The following is a 17,940-nucleotide window of genomic DNA, read 5'->3' as shown; positions in this document are numbered from 1 at the left end:
ATGATTCATTCATCGATGCAATTATCTTTTTACATTTCTTTTGCTTTGTTTTCCGAAGGATACATCATGGAAATCTTCAAAGAATTTTTCATTGCTTTTTGTTTTACGTAAAAATTTAACAAATTGCTCTGTATATTCCAGAGAATCGCCTGTCATATGATTACGCAACTTCCATGTTTCTTCTAGTTGCTCAGAAGACATTAACAGATCTTCTTTACGTGTTCCTGATTTTTTGATATCGATGGCTGGGAAGATACGGCGATCTGCTAAATCACGTGATAGATGCAGTTCCATATTCCCTGTCCCTTTGAACTCTTCATAGATCACATCGTCCATTCGACTTCCGGTATCCACTAAAGCAGTTGCTAAAATCGTTAGACTGCCTCCTTCTTCAATGTTTCTAGCTGCACCAAAAAAACGTTTTGGTCTATAAAAAGAAGAAGGATCGATACCGCCGCTCAATGTTCGTCCGCTTGGCGGTACGACTAAATTATAAGCACGAGCCAAACGTGTGATACTGTCCATCAGAATCACAACATCTCGCTTATCTTCAACTAAACGCATCGCACGTTCCAAGACTAGTTCAGAAACTCGTGTATGATTCTGCGGTTGTTGGTCAAATGTTGATGATACGACATCACCTTTGACGCTGCGTTCTAAATCAGTCACTTCTTCCGGACGCTCATCGATCAATAATAAAATCAATTCTACATCAGGGTAATTTTCAGTAATGCCGTTGGCAATTTCTTTTAAAACACTAGTCTTCCCAGCTTTAGGTGGCGCAACGATCAAACCGCGCTGCCCAAAACCTACAGGAGAGAAAATATCGATCATACGAGTTGATAATCTGCCGGGTGTTGTTTCTAATTTGATTTGTCTTTCTGGGTAGAGAGGTGTTAACGCTGGAAAGTGAGGACGCTCTTTAGCTTCTTCCGGATCTTTGCCATTCACACTTTCAACATGCATCAAGCCATAATAACGTTCCGATTCTTTTGGGGGGCGTGCCTTTCCAGCAACCTTATCCCCATTACGTAACCCGAATCGACGGATTTGAGAAGAGGAGATGTAAATATCTTCAGCACTTGGTCCATAATTGATTGGACGTAAGAAACCATACCCATCTTGAGAAACGATATCCAAAATTCCTTCCATAAAGAAGAAACCTTGCTTCTCGGCCTGAGCTCTAATCACTGCTAAAGACAATTCTTTTTTGTTCATTTGGCTGTAATAAGGGATCTTAAATTCCTTCGCATAGGCATAAATGTCCTTTAGTGTGCTATTTTCAAGTTCCGCCATCGTTAAATAGTCACTCATTTAGTCACCTCGATTTCTTCTTCTGTTTCGATCATTTGGATATCAGCACCTAAGGCTGTTAATTTTTCAATGATATGATCATAGCCTCGTAAAATGTATTCAACATTGTAAATCGTGGTCGTACCTTCTGCAATCAGTCCAGCAGTCACTAAACAAGCACCTGCACGTAAATCAGAAGCGACTACTTCAGCACCATGCAATTTAGCAGGGCCATTGATGACGATCATATTGCCTTCGATCGATGCATCCGCACCCATTCGTACTAATTCAGGAATATGTTTTGTCCGTTGCGTATAAATACTGTCGATCACTTCGCCCGTTCCTTTAGCTTTTAACATCAACGGCGTGATCGGCTGTTGAAGATCTGTCGCAAATCCAGGATATGGATACGTTTTGATCGTTGTCATTTTTAAATCGTGGGAAGGATGAACGATGATCTTGTCCTCTTCGATCGTCATTTTCACACCCATTTCTTGTAATTTTGCAATAAAGCTTTCTAGGTGTTCATAAATGACATTACGAACCGTTACACCTTCGCCCATTGCAGCAGCTAAAGCCAAATAGGTCCCTGCTTCGATACGATCAGGAATAATCGAATGGCGGCAGCCGTGCAGCTGTTCCACACCTTCGATACGGATAATATCTGTGCCTGCTCCACGGATATTGGCTCCCATATTGTTCAATAAGGTAGCGACATCGATGATCTCAGGTTCACGAGCAGCATTTTCGATGATCGTTTTCCCTTCTGCTTTTACAGCCGCCAGCATAACATTGATCGTTGCGCCGATCGACACCATATCCATGAAGATCCTCGTTCCATGAAGACCATCCTCTGTTCTTAGATACATCGCTCCATGTTCATTTGTCACAGTTGCTCCTAGAGATTCAAAACCTTTGATGTGAAGGTCGATTGGACGGGGACCTAAATAACAGCCTCCTGGTAACCCAACTACTCCTTCACCAAATTTTCCCAGCAATGACCCCATAAAGTAGTAAGATGCACGAAGACTATTGATTTTTCCTTTCGGCATCGGTACTGAGACGATCTCCGTTGGATCGATCACTAATGTATTATTTTCAAATGTTGTTTTAGCACCCATAATTTCTAAAATTTCAATTAATGAATGGACATCCTGAATATCTGGTACCCCATCCAATGTGACTGGTGAATCCGCTAAAATAGCTGCTGGAATCAACGCCACTGCACTGTTTTTTGCCCCACTGATACAAACTTCTCCCGTTAACGGGCGGTTCCCATTGATTACAATTTTTTTCATTTATCTTCTCACCTATCTATGTAAAACAAATAGTTTTATTTTTTGTGATATACCCAAACTATTCTAACACATCAGAAGATAATAAAAAAGCCAACACGTATTCTCTTTCTTATTTTTCTCATGTTTTAGGCGTTTTCGCTCAAAAAAAGAAACGTATTGTAAACTTTTAGAAAAAAATAAAAAAAGCCGAACTGCTTTTCAGCAGTCCAGCTCAGGGTTTAAAGAATTAGATTATGCTTTGTTAGCAGAACCGAACCAGTCGATGTGCTCTTCTGCATCTTTCACGATTGCAGCAACACCTGGTGCTAACAATTTACGTGGGTCAAAGCCTTTTCCTTCTTTGTCTTTGCCAGCTTCGATATATTCACGAGTTGCTTTAGCAAAAGATAATTGGAATTCAGTATTTACATTGACTTTAGATACACCCATTGAGATAGCTTTTTGGATTTGTTCTTGAGGAATACCTGAACCACCGTGTAATACTAAAGGAACATCAGAACCTACAGCATCAGCGATTGCTTGTAAGTGATCAAAAGCAAGGCCTTTCCAGTTTTCAGGATATTGACCGTGAATGTTACCAATACCACAAGCTAAATAGTCAATACCTGTAGCAACCATTTGTTTACACTCTTCGATGTCAGCTAATTCACCAGAACCGATGATCCCGTCTTCTTCTCCACCGATCGAACCAACTTCACACTCAACAGAGATTCCTTTAGCGTGTGCTTTTTCAACGACATCTTTAGCTAATTTCAAGTTTTCTTCAAATGGAAGATGAGAACCATCAAACATGATTGAAGTATAGCCAACTTCGATACATTCTAAAGCTGCTTCATAGTCACCATGGTCTAAGTGGATCGCAACTGGTACAGTGATACCCATTGAATCAACTAAATCAGTGATGATATCTTTAGCCACTTTATATCCGCCCATGTATTTTGCTGCGCCCATTGATGTTTGGATAAGAACTGGTGCTTTTTTAGCTTCGGCAGCTTTTAGAATTGCTTGAGTCCATTCTAAATTGTTTGTATTGAATCCACCAACTGCATATCCGCCTTTACGTGCAGCTTTTAAGAATTCTGCTCCTGATACTACTGGCATAATAAAATTCCTCCTAAGTTTTAAAAAACTTTATTTGTTAAGGGCGTCCCTTAACTAACAGTTACATTTTAGCAGACTTTTTAGTACTTTTCTACTAAAATTACCTTTTTCAGAAAATTTTTGTCCATACTTTCACAAAAGAGTAGACACTCAGGTTTATTTGTCGAAAAAAAAGAGGGGTATCAACATTTATTCCTTCAGAAATAAATGTTGATATCTCTCTTTTTGGATCTTATGATCAAGCAAAGATTTATTTTATTTGAGTTTCATTTTATGTTTTTTTAACTCTGGAAATGATCCTGTACTTTTAAAAATCCGCTGTTCATCTTCATTGGCAAATCGCCCTAAGACCGATTGCGTAGGCAAAATATTCATAAATGCATTCTCATCGACTGAATAAACGATTTGTTCTAGGTCATAGAGTTCATATCGTGTGATCACCATCATGATCATTCGACCTTCTACACCCGAATATCCGCCGATAGACGGCAATAATGTCATCCCACGAACCATTTCTTTGGAAATCGCCTGAGCAACCGTTTCAGGATTCACTGTTATGATCATCGCTGTGATTTTTTGATGACTGGTATGGATCGTATCCACGACCTGTGTTAAACAATAGATCGAAATAATCGTATATAACGCACTCTCCCAATCAAACACAACACCTGCAACAGCAACAATGATACCATTCAACATAAACATATAATTTCCAACCGTTTTCCCAGTCGTCTTTGATAAGACTAGTGAAATAACGTCCATTCCACCTGTCGTAAACCCCATCTTCAAAGATAAGCCTGCACCAATCCCGATCAACACACCACCAACGATCGCATTCATCAATGGATTTTCCGTAATCACGACGATAGGTAGAAACATGGTCACAACTGAAATCCAAGCAACATTTAGAAAACTGAAAATAGTCGATTCTTTCCCTAGTTTAATAAAGCCTAATACAAAAATCGGTATATTCAATAGTAAAATAAATAAACCTGTATCGATCGTGATTGAAAAATGTGTATACAGCAGCGTTGCAATGATTTGCGCTACCCCGTTCATTCCAGCAGAGAAGACTCTTGCGGGAATTAGAAAAAAATTCAATCCAACTGCCGCTAAAATTCCCGTGATAAAAATAACAGCAAATTTTTTCAGTAATTCATTTTGTTTATATGAAGCAGCTCGCTTGCCCACCATAATTCCTCCCATTACCAAACATACTGAATAGTCATTCTATGTCCTGTTTGTCCAAGTCAAATCCCACGAATTAGAATAACAGGTTGCCTGAAAAAAGAAAAGAAAAAAAGCCAAAAATGAGGATTCTTTTATTCTGAACGACTGATGATCAAAAAATGGTTGGGACTTGTTTCTTGGTCATTTAATGGTACTATAAAAGGAAGAAATGAATGAAAGGCGGTTAACTAATGGCAGCAAAAGAAGCAAGTTTCGACGTCACCTCTGAGATGAATATGGAAGAAGTCAAAAATTCGATCCAAATCGCATTGAAAGAAATCAAAAATCGTTTTGACTTCAAAGGTTCAATTGCAGACATAAAACTAGAAAATGGAAAATTAGTTCTAGTTGCAGAAGACGATTATAAAGTTGAGCAAGTCAAAGATGTTTTATTCAGCAAGTTAGTAAAACGGGCAGTTCCAATTAAAAACATCCATTTTTCCGATAGCGAAAAGGCTCTTGGAGGAAACGTCCGTCAATACGGTGACCTGATCAGCGGCATCGATCGAGACAATGCAAAAAAAATCAATGTAGCAATCAAAAACTCAGGAATCAAAGTAAAATCACAAATCCAAGAAGACAAAATTCGTGTGACTGGAAAAAGCCGTGATGATCTACAAAAGGTGATTACATTACTTAGAACACTTGATCTACCTGTTGAACTTCAGTTTACTAATTATCGTTGATTCAGCTACTATCTTCTTTTATTTATCTAAATGAAAAAAAGCCTGATTCTTAGCGATGATCAAAAAATCCAAGCTTAAATGGACTAGTTGATCGATCAAAAAAATCAGGCTCTTTTTATTGTCTATTCACTTAAAAAGTCTACTAACTCCTGCATATTTTTCCCACTATTCAACCCAACGATCAAGCGAATGCGGGCCTTAGGACCATTCAATCCTCTTGAAAAAATCAAGCCCATTTTTTTAAGATTCACGCCGCCGCCTTCATAATCATAGATGTCCTCAGCGATTCCATTCGAACAACGTGAAACAAGAACGATCGGAATTTTTCTTTGCAACAGTCGTTTTAGCGCAGGTAAGGTTTGCGGTGGAAGATTTCCCGCGCCAAGAGCCTCGATGACCAAACCATCCGTCTGGTCATTGTCCACTAAATCAAACAGCTGCTGATCCATCCCAGCATAAGCTTTAATGACATATACATTTCCTTCAACTTCTTGAATATCACATATTTCTTGCGGCCGCACTTCGCTTGCAAAAAAAGTTCTTTCCTTGGCGATCATACCGATCGGTCCAAAAGTTGGTGTCCGGAATGTTGCTACATTTGTAGTGTGCGTCTTCGTTACATAACGAGCCGTATGGATCTCATCGTTCATCACCACTAAAACACCTTTTCCCTGAGATTCCTCCGAACAAGCAGTCCATACAGCACTGATGAAATTATACAAGCCGTCTGTCCCGATTTCATTGCTTGACCGCATCGCACCAGTCAGAACGACGGGAATTTTATTTTCCAGCGTGATATCCAAAAAATAAGCTGTTTCTTCCAACGTATCGGTCCCATGAGTGATGACGACGCCATCGATTTTTTCAGCGTGTGCCTGCTGAATTCGCTCTTTTAGCTCAAGCATACGTGTTAATGTCATATGAGGAGAAGGAATATTAAAAATCGATTCAACGATCAAGTTGACCTTACCCTCCAGCAAAGCTTCTTGTTCGAGTAAGGGATTCATTGTATTGAGTGCTACATTACCATCTGCCTCTTTAGACATTGAAATTGTCCCGCCTGTATGCAAAACAAGAATAGTTTTCATTACTTAGCCTCTTTTCACCTATGATTCTTATTCTTCTTTTCTCTAAAAAAGAGCCGACAAATCGTCCGCCTGCTTTTTTATTTTTATAAGAAGATTCGCTTTTTTAGTATAACAGTAAACGTAATTTTTTTCTATGCTCATTCATTTGTTGAAAGCCAAAATCGTTGCTGTAATTCTTTTGAACGTTCGGCAGAATAAGCCGTTTGACTTTGATCCCAATGCGGCGGAAAAAATTGTCGCACAGCTGCAGATGAAAAACGCTGATCCAACAATAATACAACTCCTCGATCTTCGCTATCCCTGATGACACGCCCTGCTGCCTGCAGCACTTTGTTCATTCCGGGGATTTGATAAGCAAATTGAAACCCTTGATTTTTTTCTAAGTCGTAATAACGTTTGATCAATTCCTGTTCGTGATTGATCTGCGGTAAACCCACCCCAACAATGGCTGTACCAATCAATCGCGTTCCTTTTAAATCGATTCCCTCTGAAAAAATCCCCCCTAACACACAAAAGCCCAACAACGTTTCTTCTGGATCAGAAACAAAGTCAGCTAAAAAAGCTTCCCGCTCAGCTTCATTCATAGAAGAAGCCTGCAGCTTGGTTTTGATTCCTGGATTTTTTTCTCTGAATAGATCATACACGACATCCATATAAGAATAAGATGAAAAAAAGACAAAATAATTTCCAGTTCGCTGTTGGATCATATTTGTTAGACTTTCAACGATCTTTTGATAATTCCGTTCCCGTTCCTTGTAGGTCGTTTGAATATGATTTTCAATGACTAACAGCTGATTATCTTTAGTAAAAGGATTCGGAATACGGTATCTCAAACTTTCTTCTCCTCCACCCAAAACCTCTTGATAATAATCTAATGGAGTCAAACTAGCTGAAAATAAGATACTCGCTTTGCCCTTGTCTAATTTTTGCTCTAATAAATAGGAAGGATCGATGCAAAATTGCTTTACAGTCACGTCGTAGCTCTGACACTCAACGTAAGTACAATAATGATCATCATAATATTCACTGATTTTAGTATAATTCAGTACATCAAAATAAACGGATAACACTTGGTTCAATTCTTCGTATGTTTGATTCTCCGGCAGCCATTCACCGATTTTCTCAGATAGTGTGTAAGCCGCTTTTACAAGCGAATCAATGGGTGCACTTTGATGCAGAAAGTCTTTTTCTTCTTCTTTGCAGATTTGTTCGATCTTCTCAAATTCCTTTTCGACTTTCCGGATAGCTCGTGTCAGTTTTTGCTGCTCTTTCCCAAGCATTTTTCTTAATGAGCTAAATGTATTTTTAACTAAAGAAGCTGAATACATTTCTCTAGAACGGTTCACTAGATTGTGGACTTCATCGACTAGAAAAATATTTTCTTTTTCTTCTTGCTGCTCTTCGAAGAACCTTCTTAAATATACGGTGGGATCAAATAAGTAATTATAATCGCAAATCACAAGATCACACCATAAACTTACATCTAACGACAACTCAAACGGGCAAAGACTATGTTTTTTGGCATAGCGTTCAATAACTTCTCTTGTAAATTGATTTTCATTGTTTAACAGATCCCATAACCCTTCATTCAGACGGTCATAGTACCCATTCGCAAAAGGGCACGCTTCCGGTATGCAATTTCGTTCAGTCAAAAAACAAATTTTATCTTTTGCTGTTAAGGTCACACTTTTTAATTCCAGATTCTTTTGTTTCATCGCTTCTACTGCATCTTCTGCTACCTGACGTGTGATCGTTTTCGCAGTTAAGTAAAATGCACGTTCTGCTTGTTCTTCACCGATTGCTTTTAGTGTTGGAAATAATGTAGAGATCGTTTTACCAGTTCCTGTCGGTGCTTCTACAAACAACTTTTGATCACTTAAAATCGTTTTATAGACAGCGACAGCTAATTCTCTTTGCCCTTTGCGATAATCACCATATGGAAACGGAAGTTCTTTCAAGGAGGCATTTCTGATCTTTCGCCAATTCATTTTAAAAATCAGCCATTGCTCGTACTTGCTGGTCAAATCATCAAAAAATTCACACAGCTCCTGTTTTGTAAATAGCCTTTCTGTTCGCGTGATTTCTTCCGTTGTCGTTTGAAAATACGTTAGCTGTAATGTGATCGTTTCTAGCTCTTCTTGTTGACAATAGATGTGCCCGTAACACATGACTTGGTACCAGTACATATCGATCTGTTCTTCCCGCAGCTCAGAGAAATCAGGTTCTGAACTTTTTATCTCATCAATGATGATCCCCTTGTCCTCATCTATAAAAATGCCATCGGCACGTCCTTCAATGAAGTATGTTTGATCATTCATTTCTACATCGATCGAAAGCTTAACTTCCTTCTTATATCCAGCTGGAGCCGCCTTTTGCAATTTACGATGGATTTTCGCTCCTTCAGCCGCCGTATGTTCACTTGTATGTCTTGCATCGATACTACCTCTACGCAAAATAAATTCTACTAAACTGCGGACTGCGATCCGTTGTCTATCTTTCATTTTTTTCCCACCTGTCATTTCTCCATTATAGAACATACATTCGTAAATGAAAAGAGAAGCCCAAAACAAAACTAAAAACCAGTTTTGTTTTGGACTCTAATTTTGAATAAGTGGTGAGAAAAAAGCGGCTACTACGTTACGCTTCGACCACATCAGTTAACGCATTGTTTAAAGAACAAAGTGAAGCTAGCAACATTCTAAGTGCTAAAGTACTAAGAGCTGAAGGCTTCTGAAATGAGCTGAACACTTTTGTCCTATGCTTCTTAGTTTATGAAATCAAGTAGAATAATCGCTGTTTATTTTGACATACTCATAGCTCAAATCACAGCCGATCACTTGGAAATCGTGAGTTCCTTGGTGTAGATCGACCGTTAAATAGATATCTTCATTTTCTTGGATATACGATGCGATTTGTTCGATATTTTGCAGCTCTTCATGGTTTTCAGAGAAAATCGGATATTCGCCATAAGAAATCTCAACCCTATTAGGGTCAAAAATAAGTCCATCTGTTTTCCCAAGCGCCATTGCAATTCGGCCCCAATTTGGATCGTGACCAAACAAAGCGGTCTTCACTAATGGCGAATTGATTATTGATTTTCCAGCATTCTTTGCCTGTTCTTGGCTCATAGCATTTTTGACCGTCACAAACATCGTTTTTGTCGCTCCTTCAGCATCTTTCACAACATCTAATGCCAATGCATGACAAACTTGGTTTAAGGCTATTTGCAGCTCTTCCATCGAAGCTGTCTTATGACCGCTTGCTAATAAGGCAACTGTGTCACTCGTACTTGTATCTGAATCGATGCTGATTGTATTAAACGATTGGTCAACCGCGATTTTTAACATTGGATAGATATCTTCTTTGCTGATTTTTATATCTGTTAAAATATAAGCCAGCATGGTCGCCATATTCGGCTCGATCATCCCCGATCCTTTGACGATACCTAAAATTTTTCCCTCACCGACCTCAAGACTTTGCACTTTGATCCGTTGATCTGTTGTTAAAATAGCTTCGGCAAAGTCTTCATAGTTTTCTGTAAGCTCCAGCGAATGCGTCTCCAAAAATGTATTGATTTTTTCAATAGGTAATTGTGGTCCGATCACACCTGTCGATGATGGTAAAATATTTTCTTGAGCAATCGCCAGTTTAGACGAAATTTTATCTAAAATCTGAAACTCATTCTCTCGTCCTTCTTTGCCAGTCGCCACATTTGCAACCCCACTAGTTATTACGACTGCCTGTAATTCTCCATTTTTGACATGTTCTTTACCGATCGGTATACATTCACCGCAAAACGTATTTTTAGTAAAAACAGCCGCCGCATGACACACGTGATCTGCTACGATCAAACCAAAGTCTTTTCTTTTTTTCTTGATGCCGGCATGCGTGCCATAAAATTTAAATCCTTCTGGTATTTTTTCATCCATCCCTATCACTTACACCCTTCCCAAAGAGACAACCTCTAATAAACATTCCACAACAAACGTCTCATTTTTCTGATTTTCTAAAAGTATAAATCAATGTCTCATGATAGTCAATGATTTTTATGCAAAATAAAACAAATAAAAGAATTTTTATGCATAAAAACACGATAAATACGTATATTCAAAACAAAAAAAGGCACTCAGAAGAATCTGAGTGTCCTTTTCTAAGTTCTTTTATTAGTTGTTTTTACCAAAGATACGTAAGAATGCTAAGAATAAATTGATAAAATCAAGATATAATTGTAATGCCATGAAAACCGCGATCCCTGTACCTGGCTGTCCGCCTGTTTGTGTATACAATGTACGGATTTTTTGATTGTCATACGCAGTGATACCTGCAAAAATAACGACCATCAAAATTGAAATAAAGTAATCAACAGGACCACTCTTTAAAATAAATGCATTCAGGAAAATCGCAATGATCAGACCGATCAACGCACTGTATGCTGCATGTCCCATAGCAGAAAGATCACGTTTTGTAAAAATCCCAACTAATGACATTCCTCCAAACGTAGCTGCTGCACTAACAAAAGCCGCTACAACGGTTCCTTCTGTATACATCGCTAATGTTACAGCCAATGTAATGCCATTCAGTATAGAATATACAACAAATCCGCTGATTGCCAGTGTCGGATTTTTAGCTGCTTTAAAACCTAAGAAAACAACTAACGCTAATTCTGCAATCCAAAATCCATAAAAAGCCATTGGATATTTGTATAAAAACATCACTACTTCAAAGAAATATACATTCAATATTAGATATGATACTAACGCACTAATACCGATTCCCATCGCTAAAAACGCGTAAATTTTTGAATAAAACTTATTCAAACCAACATTTGCTACTGCTCCGTTATTCATTCATTTCTCCTTCTTTCTCTTCCAGTTCGTCTATTGTCACTTGAGGCGGCTGAACCATGACAACTGCATCAAGCACACGGTCTCCTTCTTCATTGACAGCTTCGATCGAAATCGTCACAACATCTTTCATTTTATCCACCTTGATCACTTCAAATTGAAATGTCAGTGTTTCGTAATGAAAGACTGGTCCTACAAAGTTCACCGAAAAATTGACCACATGAGAGCCTGGTCCTGGTAAATGCTTTGAAATCGCACTGGTAATGATCCCCATCAGCATGATCGATGGAACGATCGGCTTGCCGTATTCTGTTTTTTGGGCATAATCATGTTGGATATACAAAGGATTGGCATCATTCGTTAAGCCCAAATAAAGAAGTAAATCTTTATCTTCGATCGACTCAGTTAAAGACAGCGAATCGCCTTCCTCAATATCTTCGATGGTTTTGCCTAATTTTCTCGGTTTTCCGATATTCAAATTAGTACACCTCCACTAATGATAAGATTATTGTACCAAAATGACGACAAAAGGCAAGTTAAAAAGAAGCTTCGGCAAAACGCCAAAGCTTCATATCATCGTCTTGAACAATAAATTATAGAACGTTTCTTGTTGTATTACTCAATAATGTTTCATAGGCTTGCTCAAATTTTTGAACATCTCCGGCACCCATAAAAATAATCACAGCATTTTCATGGTCTAATAGCGGTGAAACATTATCCTCTTTGATTACTTGACCGCCTTTTTCGATCTTATTACCCAAATCTTCGATTTTTACATCACCTTTTTGTTCTCTTGCCGATCCAAAAATATCACACAAGTAAACATGATCTGCTAAATCTAATGCATCTGCGAATTCATCCATCAATGCAATCGTCCGTGTAAAGGTATGAGGTTGGAACACAGCGATAATTTCTTTATCAGGATATTTTTGACGTGCGCCATCGATCGTCGCCATGATTTCAGTCGGATGATGTGCGTAATCATCAACAATGATCATATCTGATACTTTTTTCTCAGTAAAACGACGTTTAACACCTGAAAAAGTTAGCATTTCTGCTGCAACTTTAGACATATCCAGTTTTTCAAAGTAGGCAACTGCGATCACACCAAGTGCGTTCATGATATTGTGTTGACCAAAAGCCGGTAAAACAAAGTGCCCTACAAATTCATCTTTATGGTAAACATCAAAAGAAGAACCTTGTGTTGTTCGTTGAATATTTTTAGCCTGAATATCATCATCATCATTCAACCCATAATAATAAATCGGCACATCTGCTGATAATTGGCGCAAATATTTGTCATCTCCATAAGCAAAAATACCTTTTTTCACTTGTGCTGCCATTGTTTGGAATGCTGAATAAACATCTTCGATACTCTTATAATAATCAGGATGATCGAAATCGATGTTCGTCATGATTGCATAATCGGGTGAATAAGCAAGAAAATGACGGCGATATTCACAAGCTTCAAAAGCGAAGAACTGCGCTTTAGGATCCCCATGTCCTGTCCCGTCACCAATCAAATAGCTTGTTGGTGCGATTCCTGTCAATACATGAGAAAGTAAACCTGTCGTACTTGTTTTCCCATGAGAACCAGTCACTGCAACGCTTGTATAAGGCTGAATAAAACGTCCGATAAAATCATGGTAACGAATGATTTCAGCACCTAACTCTTTTGCACGAACCAATTCTTCATGTGTATCTGGAAACGCATTTCCAGCGATAACAACCATATCTTTCGTGATATTGTCTGCGTTGAATGGTAGGATCTTCACTCCAGCCTTTTCTAGATCACGCTGTGTAAAGAAATATTCTTCTACATCAGACCCTTGCACACGATACCCTTTCTCAAATAAAACAAGAGCCAATGAACTCATTCCAGAACCTTTTATGCCAACAAAATGATGTAATTTTTCTTGATTGCTCATTATAATCCTCTTTTCCTGAAATCTCTATGTAAATTCTGTTTTCTTATAATAGTCAGCAAATGCATGCTACCCATTATCGTACAAAATCACAAAATAATCAACCCAAAAATAGTTGTGCTGCTTTACTATTTTAAAAGACACAAAAAGTTGAGACAAAACCAGTGACTGTTTTGTCTCAGAATACTACTAATTAAAATACTTGCTATTTTCTAATTCCATACTTGAATCTTCAATGATACCACTTAATGGTTTATCTAAAATACCGCGTTTTTTTTCGCTTTCGGCCTCTGCTACTTTTTGACCATAAGCTGTTTGGCTCTTCGCATTTGCTTTGGCTGTTTTTAACTCTTTTCTAGAACGCGGCAGTGTTTGGCTGATATCATCTTTACCAAAACGTTCCATATCTGGTTTGATTTGTTGGTACTGACGTCTTGTCACAGGAATCTCAGGTGTTTCTTTCGGAATGTTGAATTTTTTTACCGTCGGATCTTCATTTCCTTTGACTTGAAACGCTGCTGGCTCATCATCAAATAACAGATACGAATTTTTATCTTTTTTCATCGCCGTAGCCAGCTCTTGTTCTGTTAGCGCTGGCGTTTTTTTTTCCGGGATCACAGACGCCGGGATATACTTTGGTACGAAGTAAGAACGAGCTTCATACGTATAATCTCTTGATGTTGCCTTTTTGTCTCGGTTCGTAGATGAGCTGCCAAATCCATAGCTATTTCTTTTCGGCATATTACCAAATAGATTTGTTTTTTGCTTTGTTGTTGTTTTATTGTGACTCATCATATAGTTTGGCAGATTCGACTTGTGTTGGGCAAGTTCGGCCATCTGCTCTGGGCTATGAGAGACATTGTTATTATTCGTTTGAGTCGGTTGCTTTGTCATTGTCGGCTGAACTGTGATTGGATCGATCACTGGCGCCTGAGGTTGTACGGATGTCGTATTTGTCAACATTGGTTCATCTTGAAACAATGTTCGTTTATTTTCTGAAGTTAGTTTTACACCTAAATCATCGTCATAAGCTGGAAAACGAAAATGTTTTCTTTTGATTTGTGCTGGGTTTTCCATTTGGATTCAGTCCTTTTATTGTACTTTCTGTCAATTCTACCATAAGTTACTGGATTTCTAAACAATTTGCCTTAACTTTTCTCTTTTCTTCTTGATCTTTTACGTCAGTTCATTTTTTCATTGCGCAAAGTAAGAGATGTTTTTCGCACAAAAAAAAGCCATCGAAGCAAAGTAGCTACTTTGTTTCGACAGCTTTTCATAAGAATTTTTTATGGATAAATACGATTCAATAAGCGTGGGAATGGACTTGCTTCACGAACATGTTCGATCCCAGCGAGCCAAGTCACTGTACGTTCTAAACCTAAACCAAATCCTGAGTGCGGTACTGAGCCGTAACGACGTAAGTCTAAATACCAAGCGTATTCTGCTTCATCTAGATTATGGTTACGAATTTGCTCTAATAGATAATCATGATCGACAGCACGTTCTGAACCGCCAATGATTTCGCCATACCCTTCCGGTGCGATCATATCCGCACAAATCACAACATCATCACGTGTAGGATGTGGTTTCATATAAAAGGCTTTGATCGCTTTTGGATAGTTCAAAATAAATACAGGACGATCAAAAGAATTTGCGATAAAGGTTTCATGCGGTGAACCAAAATCATCTCCCCATTCAATATCATCAAATCCATTTTCTTTCAGTAATTCAACCGCTTCGTCATAAGAAATACGCGGGAATGGTAATTGTGTATATTTTTTCAAGACTTCTCTATCACGTCCTAAAACATCAAGAGCGTAATCACAATTATCCAATACACTTTGAACCAAGAAAGCTACATACTGCTCTTGGACTTCCAAACTTTCTTCTTGATGCATAAAGGCCATTTCAGGCTCGATCATCCAAAATTCGATCAAGTGACGGCGTGTTTTAGATTTTTCTGCTCTAAAGGTCGGTCCGAATGAGAATACTTTTCCAAAAGCTAAAGCTGCTGCTTCCATATACAATTGACCACTTTGAGATAGGTACGCTTTTTGATCGAAATAATTCGTTTCAAATAAATCTGTCGTGCCTTCTGCTGTGCTTGCTGTTAAAATCGGCGGATCGATTTTTACGAAGTTGTTTTTATTGAAAAATTCATATGTCGCACGAATGATTTCGTTACGGATCTGCATAATTGCATGCTGACGGGATGAACGTAGCCATAAATGACGGTGATCCATCAAAAAGTCTGTTCCATGCTCTTTAGGTGTAATTGGATATTCATGACTTTCACCGATCACTTCGATCCCAGTCACACCGATCTCATAACCAAATTTTGAGCGGCTATCTTCTCTGATTTCACCAGTGATCCAAACAGAGGTTTCTTGCGTTAAGCTTTTCGCTAATTGAAAGACCTCTTCAGGAACTTCACTTTTGACAACGATCCCTTGAAAATAAGCTGTCCCATCACGTAATTGTAAAAAAGCGATCTTCCCGCTTGAACGTTTATTGGCGATCCAAGCACCGATTTTTACGGTTTCCCCCACATGATGTTTTGAATCAATAATTTGAATTTGTTCCACAATCGTCTCTCCATTCATTTCTTTTTTGCCATCCCGAATTGAGTATTTATTTTGCTGATTTTGCTTCAATAAATGCGGTGATCCGCTTTGCCGCTTCTTCTAATGTTTGCAGATCTGTTGCATAACTGATCCGAACATTTTCCGGCGCACCAAATCCTGCTCCAGTGACTAATGCGACATGTGCTTCTGCCAATAAGTCATCCACCCATTTTGTCACATCAGTATAGCCGCAAAGATCCATCGTTTCTTTGATATTTGGAAATAGGTAAAAGGCACCTTGAGGCTTTTCCATTCTGAAGCCTGGAATTGCTGCAAAAAGTGGGTATATTTTGTTTAGACGCTCTTCAAAAGCCTGTCTCATTGTTTCTACAGTATCCTGTTCACCACTCAAAGCCTCAATTGCGGCATATTGACTGACTGCTGTCGGATTGCTCGTTGATTGTGAAGCTATGTCATTCATTGCACTAATGATTGCTTGATCTCCTACTGCATAGCCAATTCGCCAGCCGGTCATCGCATAGCTTTTAGAAACACCATTGATAATGATGGTCTGCTTTTGGATTTCTTCTGATAAGGTTGCTATGGGCGTAAAAACAGCGCCATTATAAACCAATTTACCATAAATATCGTCTGAGACAATCAAAACATCATGGGAGACAGCCCAGTCACCGATTTTTCTTAATTCTTCTTCTGTGTAAATCATCCCTGTAGGATTGGAAGGTGAGTTTAGAATCAAAATTTTTGTTTTGTCTGTACGTGCTTTTTCTAGCTGTTCCACAGTGACCTTAAATTTTTCTTCCTGTGCACATGTAATGAATACTGGTACTCCCTCAGCTAATTTCACCTGTTCACCATAACTCACCCAATAAGGAACCGGAATGATCACTTCATCCAATGGGTTTAAGACTGCTTGAAAAAGTAAATATAAAGCAAATTTAGCGCCATCAGTGATAATAACATTTTCCATCTGATATTTTAATTGATAATTGCTTTGAATATATTCTGCGACTGCTTGCCTTAATTCTTTAATACCGGCAGATGGTGTATAGTAGCTGGCTTGACCACTCTCGATCGCCCGAATCGCTGCCTGCTGGATATTTTTAGGTGTCATAAAATCTGGTTCACCAACTGTTAAACTCAACACATCCTGGCCTTGAGCTTTTAGGGCATTTGCTTTGGCTGAAGCCGCCAAGGTTACTGAAGGTTCTAATTTTTGTGCACGCGTTGATATCTCCATACGGTTTACTCCATTCATTTTTTTATTCTTCATTTTTCATGTGTTGCGTTACCTGTTTTTTTACTTCTTACAATAGCATAAAACGTCTCGTCAGACATTTTTTATGATCATGATTTCTTCTGCTTTTTCAAATGACAATAAGTAGTAGGATAAGGAACCGTCATCGTTTTTAGTAATAACTTCCCATGTAGGCTTATCCTCGTATAGACCTAAGCTGATTTTTCGTATGTCTTTTTCTTTGTAATCCGTGCTCATGATCTGGCGAATGTGCCCTTCTTCTACCCCGTCTTTTTGATTTAGTACAGTAATGTTCTTCCCTGATTTCGGAATGATGACGATTAATTCTTCTCCTTTAGCATCTTTTCCCGTCACTGCAAAGGAGGTTTCTTTCCTAGTAAACCAGTAAAAGTTATCGACTGATTCAAGTTGAGCATACTCTTTTGCGATTGCTGTAGCTTCTTTTTCAGCTTGTTTCCACGGATGAGTTGCCCGTACATAGAAAATGACAACCAGAACGATCATCACTAATAAGGCTGTAATGATTCCTAAAAGAATCTTTCTTTTTCTCACTTCATTTTGTTCTTTTTTTTCCTGCAATCGCCTCGCCCTTTCCTCACTTACTGGCTATCATTATAGCAGAAAACTATTTTTAA

General features: G+C 38.5%; 15 protein-coding genes. 1 reads left to right on the top strand and 14 read right to left on the bottom strand.

What is annotated here, in order from left to right; genetic code table 11:
• Positions 1-21: 21 nt before the first annotated feature.
• The 4 genes from rho to H3T55_RS10375 form a co-directional block, all read right to left on the bottom strand.
• Positions 22-1,314: a transcription termination factor Rho gene (rho, locus tag H3T55_RS10390; RefSeq protein ID WP_087641401.1), complete on the bottom strand. Its 1,293-nt coding sequence runs from the start codon at positions 1,312-1,314 to the stop codon at positions 22-24.
• Positions 1,311-2,591, bottom strand: coding sequence for a UDP-N-acetylglucosamine 1-carboxyvinyltransferase (locus tag H3T55_RS10385; protein ID WP_225534410.1), 1,281 nt, complete (start codon positions 2,589-2,591; stop codon positions 1,311-1,313). The genes rho and H3T55_RS10385 overlap by 4 nt, the downstream gene beginning before the upstream one ends.
• Before the next feature lie 231 nt (positions 2,592-2,822).
• Positions 2,823-3,692, bottom strand: a complete 870-nt coding sequence (locus H3T55_RS10380) for a class II fructose-bisphosphate aldolase (protein ID WP_225534409.1) — start codon at positions 3,690-3,692, stop codon at positions 2,823-2,825.
• A gap of 255 nt (positions 3,693-3,947) precedes the next feature.
• Complete coding sequence (locus H3T55_RS10375) at positions 3,948-4,886, bottom strand: YitT family protein (RefSeq protein ID WP_225534408.1); 939 nt, start codon at positions 4,884-4,886, stop codon at positions 3,948-3,950.
• 227 nt (positions 4,887-5,113) lie between these two features.
• Here H3T55_RS10375 and H3T55_RS10370 point away from each other — a divergent pair, with 227 nt between their 5' ends.
• Positions 5,114-5,608 carry a YajQ family cyclic di-GMP-binding protein gene (locus H3T55_RS10370; RefSeq protein ID WP_087641397.1) on the top strand — a complete coding sequence of 165 codons (495 nt, stop codon included), beginning with the start codon at positions 5,114-5,116 and terminating at the stop codon, positions 5,606-5,608.
• 122 nt (positions 5,609-5,730) lie between these two features.
• On the opposite strand, the gene H3T55_RS10365 is transcribed toward H3T55_RS10370, so the two are convergent.
• The 10 genes from H3T55_RS10365 to H3T55_RS10320 form a co-directional block, all read right to left on the bottom strand.
• A complete protein-coding gene (locus H3T55_RS10365) occupies positions 5,731-6,696 on the bottom strand; it encodes an asparaginase (protein ID WP_225534407.1) in 966 nt (321 codons plus the stop codon).
• A gap of 137 nt (positions 6,697-6,833) precedes the next feature.
• Positions 6,834-9,197: an ATP-dependent DNA helicase gene (locus H3T55_RS10360; RefSeq protein ID WP_225534406.1), complete on the bottom strand. Its 2,364-nt coding sequence runs from the start codon at positions 9,195-9,197 to the stop codon at positions 6,834-6,836.
• A gap of 276 nt (positions 9,198-9,473) precedes the next feature.
• Complete coding sequence (gene argJ, locus H3T55_RS10355; protein ID WP_225534509.1) at positions 9,474-10,625, bottom strand: bifunctional glutamate N-acetyltransferase/amino-acid acetyltransferase ArgJ; 1,152 nt, start codon at positions 10,623-10,625, stop codon at positions 9,474-9,476.
• A gap of 234 nt (positions 10,626-10,859) precedes the next feature.
• The gene (locus H3T55_RS10350; protein ID WP_225534405.1) at positions 10,860-11,543 is read right to left on the bottom strand and encodes a Bax inhibitor-1/YccA family protein; all 684 of its coding nucleotides are present in this window, start codon (positions 11,541-11,543) and stop codon (positions 10,860-10,862) included.
• The gene (locus tag H3T55_RS10345; protein WP_087641393.1) at positions 11,536-12,018 is read right to left on the bottom strand and encodes a MaoC family dehydratase; all 483 of its coding nucleotides are present in this window, start codon (positions 12,016-12,018) and stop codon (positions 11,536-11,538) included. Before H3T55_RS10345 ends, H3T55_RS10350 begins: the two co-directional genes overlap by 8 nt.
• Positions 12,019-12,133: 115 nt before the next feature.
• Positions 12,134-13,468: a UDP-N-acetylmuramate--L-alanine ligase gene (gene murC, locus H3T55_RS10340; RefSeq protein WP_225534404.1), complete on the bottom strand. Its 1,335-nt coding sequence runs from the start codon at positions 13,466-13,468 to the stop codon at positions 12,134-12,136.
• 186 nt (positions 13,469-13,654) lie between these two features.
• Positions 13,655-14,542 (bottom strand): hypothetical protein, encoded by an 888-nt coding sequence (locus H3T55_RS10335; protein ID WP_225534403.1) that lies wholly within the window; start codon positions 14,540-14,542, stop codon positions 13,655-13,657.
• Positions 14,543-14,751: 209 nt separating this feature from the next.
• On the bottom strand, positions 14,752-16,050 hold the full coding sequence (asnS, locus tag H3T55_RS10330; RefSeq protein ID WP_087641562.1) for an asparagine--tRNA ligase: 1,299 nt from the start codon (positions 16,048-16,050) through the stop codon (positions 14,752-14,754).
• A 46-nt stretch (positions 16,051-16,096) separates the two neighbouring features.
• Positions 16,097-17,287: a pyridoxal phosphate-dependent aminotransferase gene (locus H3T55_RS10325; protein WP_225534402.1), complete on the bottom strand. Its 1,191-nt coding sequence runs from the start codon at positions 17,285-17,287 to the stop codon at positions 16,097-16,099.
• 90 nt (positions 17,288-17,377) lie between these two features.
• Positions 17,378-17,884 (bottom strand): DUF5590 domain-containing protein, encoded by a 507-nt coding sequence (locus H3T55_RS10320; RefSeq protein ID WP_225534401.1) that lies wholly within the window; start codon positions 17,882-17,884, stop codon positions 17,378-17,380.
• Positions 17,885-17,940: the final 56 nt, after the last annotated feature.

The organism is Enterococcus sp. S22(2020), from assembly GCF_020295385.1.
Taxonomy (GTDB): domain Bacteria; phylum Bacillota; class Bacilli; order Lactobacillales; family Enterococcaceae; genus Enterococcus_L; species Enterococcus_L dunnyi.
Note: the sequence above shows the minus strand (reverse complement) of the source record. Positions and strands in the feature narration are given on the sequence as shown.

Coding starts and splice junctions, on each gene's coding strand:
- H3T55_RS10335 (WP_225534403.1), bottom strand. CDS start 14,542: ATGGAAAACCCAGCACAAATCAAAAGAAAACATTTTCGTTTTCCAGCT.
- H3T55_RS10325 (WP_225534402.1), bottom strand. CDS start 17,287: ATGGAGATATCAACGCGTGCACAAAAATTAGAACCTTCAGTAACCTTG.
- H3T55_RS10365 (WP_225534407.1), bottom strand. CDS start 6,696: ATGAAAACTATTCTTGTTTTGCATACAGGCGGGACAATTTCAATGTCT.
- rho (WP_087641401.1), bottom strand. CDS start 1,314: ATGAGTGACTATTTAACGATGGCGGAACTTGAAAATAGCACACTAAAG.
- murC (WP_225534404.1), bottom strand. CDS start 13,468: ATGAGCAATCAAGAAAAATTACATCATTTTGTTGGCATAAAAGGTTCT.
- H3T55_RS10380 (WP_225534409.1), bottom strand. CDS start 3,692: ATGCCAGTAGTATCAGGAGCAGAATTCTTAAAAGCTGCACGTAAAGGC.
- H3T55_RS10350 (WP_225534405.1), bottom strand. CDS start 11,543: ATGAATAACGGAGCAGTAGCAAATGTTGGTTTGAATAAGTTTTATTCA.
- argJ (WP_225534509.1), bottom strand. CDS start 10,625: ATGGATGAAAAAATACCAGAAGGATTTAAATTTTATGGCACGCATGCC.
- H3T55_RS10375 (WP_225534408.1), bottom strand. CDS start 4,886: ATGGTGGGCAAGCGAGCTGCTTCATATAAACAAAATGAATTACTGAAA.
- H3T55_RS10360 (WP_225534406.1), bottom strand. CDS start 9,197: ATGAAAGATAGACAACGGATCGCAGTCCGCAGTTTAGTAGAATTTATT.
- H3T55_RS10385 (WP_225534410.1), bottom strand. CDS start 2,591: ATGAAAAAAATTGTAATCAATGGGAACCGCCCGTTAACGGGAGAAGTT.
- H3T55_RS10370 (WP_087641397.1), top strand. CDS start 5,114: ATGGCAGCAAAAGAAGCAAGTTTCGACGTCACCTCTGAGATGAATATG.